The sequence below is a fragment of the Prochlorococcus sp. MIT 0701 genome, assembly GCF_000760295.1.
GTDB lineage: Bacteria > Cyanobacteriota > Cyanobacteriia > PCC-6307 > Cyanobiaceae > Prochlorococcus.
Map to the genome: position 1 here is coordinate 197,660 of NZ_JNBA01000039.1, position 14,646 is coordinate 212,305.

Annotated in this window: 19 protein-coding genes; 13 read left to right on the forward strand and 6 right to left on the reverse strand. The window is 47.9% G+C overall.

Translation table 11 applies throughout. The annotated features are described in order from the left end of the window. Positions 1–6: 6 nt before the first annotated feature. From EV12_RS11195 to EV12_RS11215, 5 genes are all read right to left on the reverse strand, one after another. On the reverse strand, positions 7–468 hold the full coding sequence (locus EV12_RS11195) for a hypothetical protein (protein ID WP_193742225.1): 462 nt from the start codon (positions 466–468) through the stop codon (positions 7–9). Between the two features lie 265 nt (positions 469–733). After that, on the reverse strand, positions 734–928 hold the full coding sequence (locus EV12_RS14320; RefSeq protein WP_036915294.1) for a hypothetical protein: 195 nt from the start codon (positions 926–928) through the stop codon (positions 734–736). Positions 929–1,197: 269 nt separating this feature from the next. Next, positions 1,198–1,623 (reverse strand): hypothetical protein, encoded by a 426-nt coding sequence (locus EV12_RS11205; protein ID WP_036915296.1) that lies wholly within the window; start codon positions 1,621–1,623, stop codon positions 1,198–1,200. A gap of 22 nt (positions 1,624–1,645) precedes the next feature. Beyond that, the gene (locus tag EV12_RS11210; RefSeq protein ID WP_011826245.1) at positions 1,646–2,122 is read right to left on the reverse strand and encodes a pentapeptide repeat-containing protein; all 477 of its coding nucleotides are present in this window, start codon (positions 2,120–2,122) and stop codon (positions 1,646–1,648) included. 231 nt (positions 2,123–2,353) lie between these two features. Further along, complete coding sequence (locus EV12_RS11215) at positions 2,354–3,286, reverse strand: DMT family transporter (protein ID WP_036915299.1); 933 nt, start codon at positions 3,284–3,286, stop codon at positions 2,354–2,356. Between the two features lie 642 nt (positions 3,287–3,928). Between EV12_RS11215 and EV12_RS11220 the strand changes: the two genes are divergently transcribed. After that, entirely contained in the window at positions 3,929–4,348 is a 420-nt protein-coding gene (locus EV12_RS11220) for a YraN family protein (protein ID WP_052039600.1), read from the forward strand. A 208-nt stretch (positions 4,349–4,556) separates the two neighbouring features. Further along, positions 4,557–5,912 (forward strand): NADP-specific glutamate dehydrogenase, encoded by a 1,356-nt coding sequence (gene gdhA / locus EV12_RS11225; RefSeq protein ID WP_036915300.1) that lies wholly within the window; start codon positions 4,557–4,559, stop codon positions 5,910–5,912. A gap of 314 nt (positions 5,913–6,226) precedes the next feature. Here gdhA and EV12_RS11230 read toward each other — a convergent pair whose 3' ends face one another. Beyond that, complete coding sequence (locus EV12_RS11230) at positions 6,227–6,583, reverse strand: autotransporter outer membrane beta-barrel domain-containing protein (protein WP_036915303.1); 357 nt, start codon at positions 6,581–6,583, stop codon at positions 6,227–6,229. Positions 6,584–6,622: 39 nt separating this feature from the next. Between EV12_RS11230 and rsmA the strand changes: the two genes are divergently transcribed. From rsmA to EV12_RS11275, 11 genes are all read left to right on the forward strand, one after another. Next, complete coding sequence (gene rsmA, locus EV12_RS11235; RefSeq protein ID WP_036915304.1) at positions 6,623–7,465, forward strand: 16S rRNA (adenine(1518)-N(6)/adenine(1519)-N(6))-dimethyltransferase RsmA; 843 nt, start codon at positions 6,623–6,625, stop codon at positions 7,463–7,465. Further along, complete coding sequence (gene ispE, locus EV12_RS11240; protein WP_036915305.1) at positions 7,462–8,421, forward strand: 4-(cytidine 5'-diphospho)-2-C-methyl-D-erythritol kinase; 960 nt, start codon at positions 7,462–7,464, stop codon at positions 8,419–8,421. The genes rsmA and ispE overlap by 4 nt, the downstream gene beginning before the upstream one ends. After that, positions 8,418–8,774, forward strand: a complete 357-nt coding sequence (locus tag EV12_RS11245; RefSeq protein ID WP_036915308.1) for a DUF3082 domain-containing protein — start codon at positions 8,418–8,420, stop codon at positions 8,772–8,774. Before ispE ends, EV12_RS11245 begins: the two co-directional genes overlap by 4 nt. A gap of 6 nt (positions 8,775–8,780) precedes the next feature. Next, positions 8,781–8,915: a hypothetical protein gene (locus tag EV12_RS14860; RefSeq protein WP_255327657.1), complete on the forward strand. Its 135-nt coding sequence runs from the start codon at positions 8,781–8,783 to the stop codon at positions 8,913–8,915. A gap of 62 nt (positions 8,916–8,977) precedes the next feature. Beyond that, a complete protein-coding gene (locus tag EV12_RS11250; protein ID WP_036915310.1) occupies positions 8,978–9,961 on the forward strand; it encodes a pyruvate dehydrogenase complex E1 component subunit beta in 984 nt (327 codons plus the stop codon). A gap of 3 nt (positions 9,962–9,964) precedes the next feature. Beyond that, complete coding sequence (gene secD / locus EV12_RS11255) at positions 9,965–11,452, forward strand: protein translocase subunit SecD (RefSeq protein ID WP_036915314.1); 1,488 nt, start codon at positions 9,965–9,967, stop codon at positions 11,450–11,452. Between the two features lie 3 nt (positions 11,453–11,455). Next, a complete protein-coding gene (gene secF / locus EV12_RS11260) occupies positions 11,456–12,535 on the forward strand; it encodes a protein translocase subunit SecF (protein ID WP_036915317.1) in 1,080 nt (359 codons plus the stop codon). Beyond that, positions 12,528–12,788, forward strand: a complete 261-nt coding sequence (locus EV12_RS11265; protein ID WP_036915319.1) for a hypothetical protein — start codon at positions 12,528–12,530, stop codon at positions 12,786–12,788. Before secF ends, EV12_RS11265 begins: the two co-directional genes overlap by 8 nt. Positions 12,789–12,872: 84 nt before the next feature. Continuing rightward, positions 12,873–13,130, forward strand: coding sequence for a hypothetical protein (locus tag EV12_RS11270; protein ID WP_193742311.1), 258 nt, complete (start codon positions 12,873–12,875; stop codon positions 13,128–13,130). A gap of 252 nt (positions 13,131–13,382) precedes the next feature. Further along, complete coding sequence (locus EV12_RS14325; protein WP_193742226.1) at positions 13,383–13,541, forward strand: hypothetical protein; 159 nt, start codon at positions 13,383–13,385, stop codon at positions 13,539–13,541. Positions 13,542–13,985: 444 nt separating this feature from the next. Continuing rightward, positions 13,986–14,225 carry a Nif11-like leader peptide family natural product precursor gene (locus EV12_RS11275; protein ID WP_036915325.1) on the forward strand — a complete coding sequence of 80 codons (240 nt, stop codon included), beginning with the start codon at positions 13,986–13,988 and terminating at the stop codon, positions 14,223–14,225. Positions 14,226–14,646 lie beyond the last annotated feature (421 nt).

The following is a 14,646-nucleotide window of genomic DNA, read 5'->3' on the forward strand; positions in this document are numbered from 1 at the left end:
AAGGGTTCAAAACACATGCAAAGCTCCAGATTGATCTAAAACTAAGCCGACATTTATTCTAATGTAGAAATCAACTAAAGAATTGTCAGCTTGCTCGATCTGTTCTGAGGTTGAACAGTTAAAACTAGGCCTGATCACGAGACGTAGTTTTGATGGCAAGGCAATAAAGACGCAAAAAAAACAATGGCTCTTCTCGAGAGCAGGGCAGCCATCAAATGCAAAGTTGCTAGATAAGATCAGATCAAATGCTCGATCATGGCAGACAAAATAATTTTGACCGAACAGAGAAATCTGCTTTGAGGAAGGAGTGCTTGATTGAGTGAGATTGAGGGCCTGAGAAAGAGCCGACCCGCTCACAAAGCCTGAAGATGAAGAGCTTACAAGTATTATATGTAAATAAAGAGTGTGAATAGATAAAAGCATCGTTATGCTTGCAATATCACCAGAAATTGTTACCAGCTTGCGCAAATTTTGGCTATTTATATAAATAAAACCGTTCTAGTCTTCTAGCAACCTAAGAGGATAAGATCCTAGAGGGAGGTAGTTAAATCTCACCATTACGCAGCAACCTTGCTATTACAGAATAGAGTTTGAACTCTATCTATTGCATGATCTGATTGCCAAGCATTCCCACCAATAGCAAGAATTGCCCGCCTTTGCAGATTGGTATCTCCACAGGCAAGTGTTGCTGCTTTGAGGATGGGAGCAGCTAAAAGACTTAAAGAAACTAGAATTAGTCTTGATTCCACTTCTTGATCAAACTGCCGAAAAACTCTCTTTGGCCTGTGGTGAGTTCAAATTGGTTTTTTACGGGGTTTGCTAGGGACATCCGCATTGATGGAATTGCTGTTACCGCTAAAACTGCAGCAAGAACTACACGAAGCAATCCAGTGGAAACCAAAACAATCAAACCACTGTTGTACTTCATCGGTAAGGGTTCAAATGATCAGAGTTAAAGGAAAGTCTCCAACCAAAGGTTCTGGAGTTAACAATTCAGATCTAAACCCTTTTCTGCTCTAGCACAACCCTTCAAATGAAGGATTCTACCGTTGAATGTTGCCTTCTCTCGTTAATGAAACTTTTACCTAAACCCTCTTTGCAGATGCCCTTTACATCGATCGTTGTCTTAAGAAAAGCCATCCAGGCTAAGCACTTTCATCACGTGGCTTGATCAAGCGGGATTCAGATCTAAGACGATCAAATCTCGTCTTCGTGTTCGAGAAGCAGCTGCCCGAAAGCAACATAGAGACTTTCCTCTGTGCTGCCAGGCGTCAGCGGGGGTGTCTTGGCAACGGTCGTTTTACCTTTTCTGGCGGGGGAGGATCTGTCGAGAGGGTTCATTTCGCCTTGTTGTTGGCGAACTCCTTCAGGCTGCTCCTGGCTCTGTCGCTTTGCTTCGGCATCCTTCAGGCGGGCCATCAAGTGGGGAGGAACTGTGCCATCAGGGCTCACCTGCATCAATTCCTGGAAGAGGGCCTGGGGATTGTCTTCAGTTTCAATGCGGTGGCGACGTTTGCTTGCCCGGGGCTCTGCTGTACTTGGAGCATCTGGCGTTGGCAAGGGCCGGGGTAACTGACGACCCAGTTCACGTAGACGTTCAAGACTGCGGGGATCAAAACTCATCGGAGTGGTTGGCGTGGAGTATTTAGCTGCAGCCCAGGCTGTCTGCCGTGTTGCGACCTGTGATCGGGTTGGTTCCCTCCGCCACCTCACACAGCGTTGTGAGCGCATCGCCTCGCAGAGGCACATTGGTGAAGTCGGCACCTGTAATGGTCACGTTTTTGAAGCGGGTGTTGAAAGCGAAGGCGTCCTCAAGGACTGCATTGGTGAGGTCAGTTCCATCAAATATGGCGGAATCAAGGGTGGAGTCGCGCAAGTTGGTGTTGCTGAGGTTGGCATCGTGAAGCTTGGCTCCAAAAAGGGTGGATCCTTCTAGATCACTCCCAGATAGATTGGCCTCGCGCAGGTTGGCAAGATTAAATGTGTCGCCTCGCAGATCTTGGTTCGAGAAATCTGCATTGACCAACACCTGTTGGGAATGATTCATGATTGCCCAGCTTGGTTGCAGTGGCAATAGAAGTAGAAGGACAGCAGCAGCAAAGCCAAGTAGACGGGCGAACATTGGGATAGGGGTTAAATAGTTAAACCATAGGTCTATAGGTAGAGGAATGATGGCTCATGAGGAAGAAGTTTGCTGAGCTACGCATCCGCATCCCCATGAACGCTTCTACGAGATCTATCAACAGTTACTCATGAATCATCCAAGCAGATAATTTGTCATGTTAATTACATAACAATAAACTCTACTATCAATATAAAAACCAAAGGGCTGATTCAGGATTTGTCAGGGAGATTATTGCCTGCCTACTAACTTACGAGTTGGCTTCCACTCACTCGCAAAGACTGCAAGCGCTAGAATCACCAGAGAAATATAGGCACTTGCTGAAAGCTTATTCTGCAGGAAAACAACTCCTAGGAAAACTCCTACTAAAGGAACTAGATAGTTAACGAAGCCTGCAAATGAAGCTCCAGCAAGACCAACAAGACGAACATATAATACATAAACCAGACCTCCAGCAAAAGCACCCTGAGCAACCATTGCAAGCATGGCATTACTCTCTAGAGGATGGTGCGTTAAAGGTTGGCCAAGCAAAAGCAGTAGAGCACCTAGCTCGACGGCACCACAAAGAAGTATATCTCTTGCAATTTTTATCGGAATACCCATCTCTGGCAGGGTTCTAATCAATACAAGACTAATCGAAAAGCTAAGTGCAGCGGTTAGAATTGCAGCACTTCCAAGTAGGCTATTGCCTTGTTGAGACTGGCTAACCTGCGGCCATAGCAAGATAACAACACCTGCAAAACCCAGAGCAATGCCAATAAACTTTCCTCTCGTAACTGGCTCACTGCGAACAAAAACAACAACTAAGATTAGTGTAAAGATTGCCACGAGTGACATCAGGATCGCCGCAATAGCACTGTTGACATGTTGCTGACCCCAGGCAACAAGGAAGAAAGGAAGAGTTGCTTCAAAGAAGCCAATCATAATGATACGACGCCAATAACTGATCTTTGAAACCGTATTATCGTGAGCTTCAGGCAAGATAAATAAGAATCCACTCAGTGTTAGGAAGCCAATCGTCGCTCTAAGCCATGAAACTGCTTGAGGAGTAAAGACCTCTAGGGCAAGATAATTAAGTAAGAACTGAGACCCCCAGATTAGAGCAATCAAGATGAGAAGTACATATCGAGATCTAGATCCCTGGATTTGATTTGTCTGTCCCATCGATTTTCTAGCTATATGTTTTTTCACTCTAATGCCATAAGAAGCATCTTAGTTATTGTGGTTAAGGAAGCTTAGCTCAATCATCTGAGCATGATCTATTGGGTCATCTGCAAACAATTTACTTATTCGTTAGGCATGTAACTCCAACAACCGTGAAAATCTACTTGTTCAACTTCTCTTGTTCACAGATTGGCTGTTGAGGTTCTTTCATGTAGCTCTGTATTTAAAGCCAACTCTGGGCTGCGACGAATAACATATGGGGCCAGATGCTTAAGCCTGGCAATTTCGAAATACAAATAATCAGCTAAGGTTAAATACTTTAATACATTCACTAATCATTGTTTGCCTGCAAATAGGGTCCAAGCACCTATTCTACCAAGCAAGGCCATCAACCTCTTCATTTAAAAGTATGTTGACAACATTTGGAGAAAGCCTCATATAAACTTTAGGCCCAATAAAAATTACTAGATTCAAGCTATCTCCTTGATGTTAGTTCTAAAATGGTGAATCTATTTGTGACTGAAGCAAGCAAAGATTGAAGTGACATTCTCTGAGACCTCATGGTGTTAAGCACAACCTACTGTTTTGTGGGGTGATACAAAATCGATGAATGGGGGAATTCTTATCTGAGTGCAGCAGCAAATGATGGAGTCAACTCGGAAGGGGTGTTGGGGCGAAGAACGGGTGTTGCGCCTGCTACGAAGACGCGGATGGCAGTTGGTGAGTCAACGCTGGTCATGTCGCTATGGGGAGTTAGATCTTGTGCTTGAGAAGCAGCAACGGCTGTTGGTTGTGGAGGTGAAGTCTCGACGTTGTCGTGGATTAGATCAATGGGGATTAAGGGCCTTTAACAAGAGAAAGCAGCTGCGATTGATGCGTGCGATTGCATGTTGGCAGGAAACTCATCCTTACTTTGCGGAACACAGCTTGGAGTTGGTGTTGGCGTTGGTGCCCTTGCCACCGAGTCGCAACACACTCGATTGGATTCGAGTTGACGACCTTGACATTGATGCTGCTGATGAAAACAACTCAATTCTTCATCTCTTGAAGATAGATTGCTGACAGTTTCTTAACTCAATTACTTACTATGCAGATAAAATGCATCATAAAACTGGATCAGGCTGTTGTCTGTTTATTGCCAAGTTTTTCAGGATTCCTGGGAATGCCTTGGTCATACTTATAAGCTGATCTGGATAACATTCTGTATTAAAGACACTTTACGCGCTTGCCATGACATCATACTAAATAACTTCTTGAGAAAGGTCAGCTGATGTCTGATGATACTAGCCATGAGATAGATCATTTCATGAAAGGCCTGATGAAGAGAAATCCTGGAGAGCCTGAGTTTCATCAAGCCGTCCATGAATTTGTTGAAACTCTAATTCCATTTATTCTTTCCAACCGTGTTTACAAAGATGCACAGATTCTGGAGCGGATGACGGAACCTGACCGCGTTGTCATCTTCCGAGTCTGCTGGGAAGATGATGCAGGCAATATCCGCACAAATCGAGCGTGGCGTGTACAGTTTAATAATTCCATTGGCCCTTATAAAGGTGGAATACGTTTCCATCCCAATGTCACCTTGAGTGTCCTGAAATTTTTAGGTTTCGAACAGACCTTCAAAAACAGTCTTACTGGTCTGCCGATGGGTGGAGGGAAGGGTGGATCTAACTTTAATCCTAAAGGTAAAAGTGACCGGGAAATAATGCGATTCTGTCAATCTCTGATGATTGAACTCCACAGACATATTGGTGAAGACACAGATGTACCTGCCGGTGATATCGGAGTCGGTTCTCGTGAAATTAGTTATATGTTCGGTCAGTACAAGCGCCTTGAAAATCGGTTTAGTGGAATCTTGACTGGCAAGGGGCTGTCGTTCGGTGGAAGTCTTGTTCGTACTGAAGCGACGGGTTACGGATGTGCTTATTTCTGTGAAAATATGCTCAATCATATAGAGGACTCTCTCGTTGACAAAATATGTTCCATCTCCGGTTCTGGAAACGTAGCACTCCACGCAGTTGAAAAGGCCATTGAGCTAGGAGCCAAAGTGGTTACTCTTTCTGACTCAGATGGTTTTGTACACGTCCCAAACGGCATTAATCTCGATATGCTTGCGTTTGTCAAGGAGCTAAAGGCTGTTCGCCGTGGGCGAATCCATGAATTTGCTAACCACTACGAAGGCGTTGATTTTTACGCAGGAAAGCGTCCATGGAATGTTCCCTGTGATATTGCCTTCCCTTGTGCTACTCAAAATGAGATTAACCGTGCAGATTCACAGGAACTGATTAACAATGGTGTTAAGGCTGTTGTTGAAGGTGCGAACATGCCAACCAATCTTGACGGTATTCATGAATTTCGTCATGCAAAAGTAATACTTGCTCCTGCCAAGGCTGCAAATGCTGGGGGTGTCGCAGTCTCTGGCCTTGAGCAGAGTCAGAATGCATTGCGTCTGTCTTGGAGTCGTGAAGAGGTCGATCAACGATTAAAGTCAATTATGATGGAAATTCACTCCAAATGTGTTCAGCATAGTCATAAATTCGAAGATTACACTGATTACATTACAGGAGCCAATATTGCAGGATTTACTAAGGTTGCTGATGCAATGCTGGCTTATGGAGTTGTTTGATTTTATATCAGGGGATATATATGATTATGTTCGGCTGAAGTCGAATCAAGAGGGACAGGCCCAGTTTCATGATTTTGACACTCTGTGTATGGGGTTGATGATGATAGAACTATGATAATCTCTCTTTTTCATTGTGCCTGCATAGATTGCAAAAAACCAATATAAAATACAAATTCTCTTGAAGTCGCTATTAGATGTGACCGTTAATGTCGCAACACACTCGATTGGATTCGAGTTGACAACCTTGACATTGATGCTGCTGATTAAAGCAGCATCAATGGATCAAAAGGGTTGTGTTGATTTTTTGGCTTGAATCAGAATTGGAAGGTAAAACCACCAGACGCCCTCCAATCGGTGTCTCGGTTGGATGAATCCCAGATTTCAACGCCACCACGTGCATAGACCTTGAATGATGTGGAGCCAATGTTGTGAGTGGTGTAATCGAGCCCAGCTTCCAAAAGCACACCATTTTGATCGTCTTGATGGGATGAGTAGGAAACGGTGTTATCGGTGTAGCTGAAGCCAATTGTTTGAGCTGGGTTGTTTTGATCCCAATCACGTAGCCATGCGGAGCGCAGACTTGGAACAATCAGGGATCTATCGCCTGTTTTGATTGGAACAGCGAGTTTGACTCCTAGTTCTGTCTGCAGCTTTTTTTGATCTTCAATCAATTGCGTCGGCGTCTGTGCCGATTGGTGCAAAGTTGAGTGATGGCCTTTTCCGGACATCACACTCGCAAACGCTTTGCTCAACACTGGTTGATCGATGCCGCTGTGTTGACTCGGATTCTCGATGCAGCTGATGTTCAACCAGATGATCGTCTGCTGGAGGTAGGCCCTGGTCGTGGAGCACTCACTGAAAGGTTGTTGGCTTCTTCTGCCTCTGCTGTTCATGCTGTTGAACTTGATCGTGATCTTGTCTCTGGATTGAGGCAGCGTTTTGCGGATCAAGCCCGCTTCAGCTTGCAAGAAGGTGATGTGTTGTCTGTTCCATTGACTCTTGCTGATGGCAGTGCTGCGACCAAAGTGGTAGCCAATATTCCCTATAACATCACCGGCCCTCTGCTTGAGCGTCTTCTCGGTCGCTTGGATCGCCCTTTTGAACATCCCTATCAACGCCTAGTGCTTCTTTTGCAAAAGGAAGTCGCTCAACGGATTCGTGCCTTGCCCGGGCAGAGCTGTTTTAGTGCTCTAAGCGTGCGCCTGCAGTTGCTCGCTCATTGCACAACTGTTTGCCCAGTGCCACCCAGCTGTTTTAAACCGCCGCCGAAAGTTCATTCTGAGGTCATCTTGATTGAACCTTTTGCGCCTGAACAGCGCCTTGAACCACTGCTCGCCAAACGTGTTGAGTCTTTACTGCGTCAGGCCTTTTTGGCCAGGCGCAAGATGCTGCGCAACACTCTTGCCAAGGTTCTTCCTGCTGCTGAACTGAATGCTCTTGCTGAGGATATTGGCATCAGCCTTCAGCAACGCCCCCAAGAACTGTCCCCTGCTACTTGGGTGGAATTGGCCAGGGGTTTAAATCGGGCGGATCTTGTTGACCCTGAGCCATGAGCATATCTAACCCTTCTGCTGCTTCAGGGCATCTGGTTAGCGTCTCGGCGCCGGCCAAGATCAATCTCCATCTTGAGGTGCTTGGCCTCAGGTCTGATGGTTTTCATGAACTAGCGATGGTGATGCAAAGCATCGAACTCGCTGATCAACTCCATTTCCGCAATACGGCTGATGGCACCATCAGCCTTCGCTGCGATGATTCCAGCCTCAGCACTGCTGGCGATAATTTGATCGTGCGAGCTGCGCATCTATTACGTGAGCGCTCAGGGTTCTCTGAACTTGGTGCCGCGATTGAATTGCAAAAACGCATCCCAATTGGAGCTGGTCTTGCAGGCGGCTCAAGTGATGGTGCAGCAACACTGGTGGGGTTAAACGATCTCTGGAATCTCAATTTTTCTCAGGTTCAACTTGAAGGTTTTGCCGCTGAGCTTGGCTCCGACATGCCCTTTTGCCTGGCAGGTGGCAGCCAATTGTGTTTCGGCCGTGGGGAAAGGTTGGAATCGCTAGCAGCGATGAAAGCATCAATGGCCGTGGTGTTGGTGAAGGATCCATCAGTGAGCGTTTCAACCCCCTGGGCTTATGGACGCTGTAAGGAGCTTTTTAGTAGTCGGTATCTTTCACAGGAATCTGATTTTGAGCAACGTCGTCAGCAGCTCAGGGAATCGTCGTGGCTAAATCCTTTGCGAGCTGATGATCCGCCACCTCTGCGCAACGACCTTCAGGAGGTGGTTGCACCCGAAGTGTCGGCTGTGCAAACCACATTGAAGTTGCTCAATGATTTGCCTGGTTCTCTTGCAGTAGCGATGAGTGGATCTGGTCCAAGCTGTTTTGCCCTTTTTGCTGACTTTGCTTCAGCTCAGGCTGCCCTTCAGCGGCAACAGCCTGCCTTCGCCGCAGCTGGGCTAAGCAGTTGGTGCTGCTCATTCCGCTCTGAAGGCATCAAACTGGAAGCATGAGCGATTCCAAAAACAGCTCTTTCGAGACGGCAGATGCAGAATCAGCCACAACATCATTGGCAGATACGCCTGCAACACCACGCAAGGGCCCGCTGAGTTTTCTTTCTGGGGCGATCACCAGTGGACTTTTTGCCTGGCTTTGCCTGATTTTGAGCCAGAAGACAGTGACTTATTTCGCTCTTCATTCGCCTAATTACAGCTCTCCGATTGCCCAAAGCATTGCGTCGGGGTTTAAAACCCTGGTGATCGGCATGTGTTTTCTGGCCACATTCAGCTTTGCCTTCATTGGTTTTGGACTAACCCTTGTGTTTATTCGCAGTTTGTTTGCTGGTAAGGAGCCAGATGCTGCCTAGCTTTTGTTGATTGACAGCCTGATTGCCGATTCAGGACTTCTACAGATGACGCCTCACGATCTTGGTCAGTTAGTGCTGTTGCTCTCTCCTGGTCTGTTGCTGTCCGTTTTGCTGCTTTCAGCATTTGCCGCAGGAGGCTAATGCTGCTCAGGCTGAGATAGCTTGGCCTCTTCCACCGGCATGGCCGGGATTGCAACGAAAACGTGGCAGGGACGCTTCTCTTTAATGCTCTTCGAGATGCCATCGATGAAGAGATGGCCAGAGATTCACTTGTTTGTGTGATGGGAGAGGACGTCGGCCAATACGGCGGCTCCTACAAGGTCACCAAGGATCTCTACGAGAAATATGGCGAGTTGCGGGTGTTGGATACACCGATTGCCGAGAACAGTTTTACGGGTATGGCCGTTGGCGCCGCCATGACGGGCCTGCGCCCGATTGTGGAGGGCATGAACATGGGTTTTCTGCTGCTTGCTTTCAACCAGATCTCCAACAACATGGGGATGCTTCGTTACACCAGTGGCGGAAATTTCACAATCCCCACCGTGGTGCGTGGGCCTGGTGGCGTGGGACGTCAGCTCGGAGCTGAACATAGTCAGCGACTTGAGGCCTATTTTCACGCTGTGCCTGGGATCAAGATCGTTGCTTGCAGCACGCCAACCAATGCCAAGGGCTTGATGAAAGCCGCTATCCGAGACAACAATCCAGTTCTCTTTTTCGAGCATGTGTTGCTCTACAACCTGATTGAGGAGCTCCCAGAAGGTGATTATGTCTGTGCCCTAGATCAAGCAGATCTTGTTCGTGAGGGTAAGGACGTCACGATTCTCACCTATTCCCGTATGCGTCAACACTGTCTCAAGGCTGTTGAACAGTTGGAAACGGACGGCATCGATGTGGAATTGATCGATTTGATTAGTCTCAAGCCCTTCGATATGGAGACCATTGTTCGCTCCATCCGTAAAACCCATCGGGTAATTGTGGTGGAGGAGTGTATGAAAACTGGTGGGATTGGTGCTGAGTTGATTGCGCTGATTACTGAGCAGTGTTTTGACGAACTCGATGCTCGCCCAATTCGCCTCTCCAGTCAGGACATTCCCACTCCCTATAACGGCAAATTGGAGAATTTCACGATCATTCAGCCTCATCAGATTGTTGAAGCGGCTCAGCAGATTGTTCTTAAGGGGCTTTGATTGATGGCACGTCAACAGGGCTGGTTTGCGCTCATTCTTGCTCTTGCCATTGCGGCAGGTTCTGTCACTGCAAGCTTTCCGCTTGAGTTGGGCCTTGATCTTCGTGGTGGCAGTCAGCTCACTCTTGAAGTGCAGCCCGCTGGTGAGATCACTCGCGTGAAATCGGAGCAGCTAGAGGCGGTCAAAGCTGTTTTGGATCGTCGCGTCAATGGCTTGGGTGTTGCCGAATCCACCCTGCAGACCATTGGTGACGATCAGCTGGTGTTGCAGCTTCCAGGAGAACAGGATCCCTCCAGGGCTGCCAAGGTGCTTGGCGAGACGGCCTTACTTGAGTTTCGAGCTCAGAAACCTGGCACAGAACAGGAGATTCGCAGCCTTCAGCGCCTAAAGCGACAGGTGGAGAGGATTCTCAAATCCAAGCAAGAGCGCGCGCTATCAGGAGAATCTCCCTCTAATGATGAACTCGACAAACAGCAACTTGTTGAAGCGCAGCAGGCCTTTGGTTTGCAAGGCAGTGTTGGCAGTGAGGTCGAGCAGCTGGAACAGTTGAATGAGAAAGTCAGCATCAAGATCGCTGAACTCTTCGAGCCCACGTCCTTAACAGGTAAGGATCTGGTCACAGCTGGGCGTCAGCAGCAGCAGAACGTTCCTGACAGCTGGGAGGTGACGCTTAGCTTCAACCGAGAAGGCGGAGATCAATTCGCTGAGCTAACACAATCGATTGCTGGCACAGGTCGTCTACTTGGCATCGTTCTTGATGGAAGGTCGATCAGTGAAGCCAGCGTCGGGGACCAGTTCAGAGCCGCTGGTATTACTGGTGGTGCGGCCACGATCAGCGGTAATTTCAATGCTGAGGATGCCCGCGACCTGGAAGTTCAGTTGCGAGGTGGCTCGTTGCCATTACCAGTGGAAATTCTCGAGGTTCGAACCATTGGTCCCACCCTTGGTGCTGAGAACATTCGCCGCAGCTTGATCGCCGCTCTCTCTGGTCTCGCCTTGGTGGCTGTTTTCATGGTGGTGGCCTATCGCCTTGCGGGCTTGGTGGCGGTGTTGGCGTTGAGTCTTTATGCCCTGTTCAATCTCGCTATGTATGCTCTGATTCCAGTCATCCTTACCCTGCCGGGGATTGCGGGATTCATCCTCAGTATTGGCATGGCAGTGGATGCCAATGTGCTGATCTTTGAGCGTGTCAAAGATGAATTGCGGCGTGGCAACACCTTGATTCGCTCTATCGAGACTGGGTTTTCCCAGGCTTTGTCATCGATCGTTGACGGCCATCTCACAACACTGATTAGCTGCGCAGCGCTCTTTTTTCTGGGTACGGGTTTGGTCAAAGGTTTTGCCGCCACCCTCGGGATTGGCGTCGTACTCAGTTTGTTTACGGCATTGAGCTGCACTCGCACTCTGCTGCGTTTTTTGATGGGCTATCAGGCTTTGAGGCGACCTACCAACTTTTTGCCTGCCAAACAGTTGCCTTCTTCTCTCGCCTGATCCATGGCTGTTTCATCATCTTCAGGAACTCCTCAACGCCCACTGAGATTTCAACTTTGTCGTCAACGACGACGCGTTTGGGGAATCTCAGGCCTGGTTGTGGTTTTCAGTTTGGTGGGCTTGATCCTCTGTTGGCTCAACCCTTCGATTGGGGCTCCCCTTCGTCCAGGGCTTGATTTCACTGGTGGAACTCAAATCCAGCTGGAGCGGAGCTGTAATAAGAGCTGTCAGTCGCTGAAAACCACAAGTGTTGAAGAGGTTTTAGGGGCTCTTGACTTACCTGCAGACAAAGACAAGGCTGCGCCAAACCTCTCCCGAGCCAGGGTGCAACTGCTTGATGGTGGTCAGTCTCTGGTCTTGAGGTTGCCCTTTCTCTCTGCTGCTCAAGGACAGGCTGTCATCAAGTCAATGGATTCTGTAGCGGGTCCGTTTCAGAGTGGTGGTCAGTCTGTCGACACCATTGGCCCAAGTCTGGGAGGCCAATTGCTGCGCAGCAGCTTGATTTCTCTTTTGGTGGCATTCACGGGAATCGCTATCTACATCAGCCTCCGTTACGACCGTCGCTATGCCCTTCTGGCCCTTGTGGCCCTTGCCCATGACGTGATCATTGTTTGTGGGGTATTCGCTTGGCTGGGCCTGCTGATAACGCTTGAGGTGGATAGCCTCTTCGCTGTAGCGCTGCTCACCATTGCCGGCTACTCGGTCAATGACACTGTGGTGGTCTTTGACCGGATCCGTGAGCGCAGTCGCGAAGATGACTCACTGCCACTGACGGAACAGGTTGATCGTGCCGTATCCGCGACCCTCACAAGGACCCTCTACACCAGCGGTACGACCCTGCTTCCTCTGCTCGCTCTGATCATCTTTGGCGGTGCAACGCTCTACTGGTTCGCGGTTGCACTTGCTCTTGGAGTTGTGGTTGGTAGCTGGTCGAGTATTGCCCTAGCCCCTTCATTGTTGAGCCTGTGGCAAGGCAGTGGTCCTCCGTCAAAGCCTTTATCTGCCCCTGCTGCTGCTCCACAACCGCCGTTGTCTTCCTCCCAGCCTCCGCTTGAGGGAGGAGATGTGATTTCAGATGGCTGAAACGGCACGCTCCCGTGGCCTATCTGGCGATCGTTGGTTGCCCATCCTTCTTTTGGGTCTGTCTCTCTGGGATTTGCGAACAGAGTTTCTCTTGCTCTGGGAGCATTTCACCTTTACGCAGTTGATTTTTGCTGTTCGCCATCACTGCCTTGCTGTGATGGTGCTGTTTTGCAGTCCTTCGCTTTGGCGGCGATATGGGGTCTCGCGGCGGCGTTCAGATGCTGGCGGAAACATTAACCGGCCAATTGAATGATGCAGAGATGGAGTCTTGGATGGTCTCTTCGCGAGGTTGTTGATACTGCTTAGAATTCCTGTTGACGAGCTGAGAAGGGGAATAATGTCCTCAATGAAAAGACTGATGTTGCAACCTTTGGATCTCACTCTGAAAGCTCCACTGCTGGCAACAGTTTTTTTAATCGGTGCGCTTGTTGTCCCATTGAGTAGGGCCGACAGTATTACCGCTGAATCAGGTTGGAATCAGAACAACGCCATCCAGCTCGCCAGGCAACAGATACCTCCAAATGCCACGATACCGGGGAGAAATGCACCACAATTGAAGTCGAGCTTGGCAACACTCGTTATCGCTGAGGGGTGAACTTTACCGATCCTAAATGAAGAGAAACTAATGTTATCTGAAATGTCGATGATCATTTCAGGTTGAGATCATTAAGTTGAGGAAAAAGAAGGCATGGATAGTAATGGCATTTTGAGCATATGCAGCTGCATTAATCGTTTAGCCATGGAGCTAGAAGGGGCTCTTGTGTTTTTTCTATTTCGGGTTAGCAACTCAAAGAGGTTTTGATCCCCACAGGTATTGGCCAGTGAACTGCCGGTCTGACTTACCAGCTTGATCGATGGGGCCCGTGAGATGCCCCTCTACGTGATCTCGCCTCTCTCGCCAAACCAGAAACGGCGCGTTCTGCACCGATGGGCTTGCGTAGCAATTCAGATCTGGCTTGAGAGCGCAGTGATGGCTGGAGTTGACAACGACACGCTGGGTCGCTAGTACATGTGTACCGCTTTCGATTCATGGCGCCTGTTTCGTCTCCATATGCCACCTTCAAAGCTGAAGATTGGTCGTATGCATCACCTCAGCCAATTTCTCAGTGCGCAAGAATCGTTGGCAACAAAATCCATAAACGCCTAACTGCAAACGTTTCTCCTGCAACCACAAGAATAGGAAATGAGCCCCAATGGTGTTCTTTCATTCAAGGCGACCTATTTCAGGACAGCATTCAGCATTGAAAAGGGATGAAATCCACAGAAGCTGAACTACAGAGCTTTGCAGGAAGCTAAGCAAAGCAGGTTTGCACTATTTCTAAGCATATTGGCCAGCTAAGCGCGATATCTATAGCATAATTCTCTGTAATCATGAATGACTTATATGATTCTCTTCGAGATTATTTCCAACTTATAGTAAAATAATTGTCGACTTCATTCTTTGATCAGCATGCCAGAGGAGGATCTGAAAGCGTTGCTTTCCAAGGTTGCATCAGATCCGGCGCTTCAGCAGAAGCTTGAGGCACAACGTGTTGACACTCATTGGTTTGTGGTGCTTGCCAAAGAAGCTGGATTCTCTATCACAGTGGACAACCTCAAGAAACAAGCTCAGGCTTTAGAAAGTAAGGACCTTCAGCAGGCAAATGGAGAGCGCAATAAGCAAACTGCAGATGAGCGTCCCTGGCTATAAAAATTATAGACGAGTAGCAATTTAAACTGATCTGGCCAAAGAACCTTTCGTGAGATGGTTCATACCTTCATTCCTTCTCATGTCAACTGAATGTTCTCTATATAAGCTTGCAAATTTATTCATTGCGAAGCATCACAGGGATGCTGATATGGCCTTTCATTTGAATGGCTCTTTAATATCAAGATGTCGTGGCTTTGACATACATCTGGATCGCCTATAATCCTTCCACTAGCATCAATCTCAAAGGCCAATTAATTACTAGTAGATCAAAAGATCTTCCCAATGATTATCATGGAGTATCCTTATTATTAGACCTTTAGCCAGTAATCTTTCTTCGCAATTAGGCTCTGTCCTGTTGGATTTATCAACAAAAAATTAGGCTTAAAACAATAACAAGCGAAGGCTTCGCGAAGCATTTCAT

Bases quoted from the DNA above. Each gene is read 5' to 3' on its own strand.
- EV12_RS11215 (WP_036915299.1), bottom strand. From the start codon at position 3,286: ATGGGACAGACAAATCAAATCCAGGGATCTAGATCTCGATATGTACTT.
- gdhA (WP_036915300.1), top strand. From the start codon at position 4,557: ATGTCTGATGATACTAGCCATGAGATAGATCATTTCATGAAAGGCCTG.
- rsmA (WP_036915304.1), top strand. From the start codon at position 6,623: ATGGCCTTTTCCGGACATCACACTCGCAAACGCTTTGCTCAACACTGG.
- EV12_RS11210 (WP_011826245.1), bottom strand. From the start codon at position 2,122: ATGTTCGCCCGTCTACTTGGCTTTGCTGCTGCTGTCCTTCTACTTCTA.
- EV12_RS11275 (WP_036915325.1), top strand. From the start codon at position 13,986: ATGCCAGAGGAGGATCTGAAAGCGTTGCTTTCCAAGGTTGCATCAGAT.
- ispE (WP_036915305.1), top strand. From the start codon at position 7,462: ATGAGCATATCTAACCCTTCTGCTGCTTCAGGGCATCTGGTTAGCGTC.
- EV12_RS11265 (WP_036915319.1), top strand. From the start codon at position 12,528: ATGGCTGAAACGGCACGCTCCCGTGGCCTATCTGGCGATCGTTGGTTG.
- EV12_RS11205 (WP_036915296.1), bottom strand. From the start codon at position 1,623: ATGAGTTTTGATCCCCGCAGTCTTGAACGTCTACGTGAACTGGGTCGT.
- EV12_RS11245 (WP_036915308.1), top strand. From the start codon at position 8,418: ATGAGCGATTCCAAAAACAGCTCTTTCGAGACGGCAGATGCAGAATCA.
- EV12_RS11270 (WP_193742311.1), top strand. From the start codon at position 12,873: ATGTCCTCAATGAAAAGACTGATGTTGCAACCTTTGGATCTCACTCTG.
- EV12_RS11220 (WP_052039600.1), top strand. From the start codon at position 3,929: ATGATGGAGTCAACTCGGAAGGGGTGTTGGGGCGAAGAACGGGTGTTG.
- secF (WP_036915317.1), top strand. From the start codon at position 11,456: ATGGCTGTTTCATCATCTTCAGGAACTCCTCAACGCCCACTGAGATTT.
- secD (WP_036915314.1), top strand. From the start codon at position 9,965: ATGGCACGTCAACAGGGCTGGTTTGCGCTCATTCTTGCTCTTGCCATT.
- EV12_RS14320 (WP_036915294.1), bottom strand. From the start codon at position 928: ATGAAGTACAACAGTGGTTTGATTGTTTTGGTTTCCACTGGATTGCTT.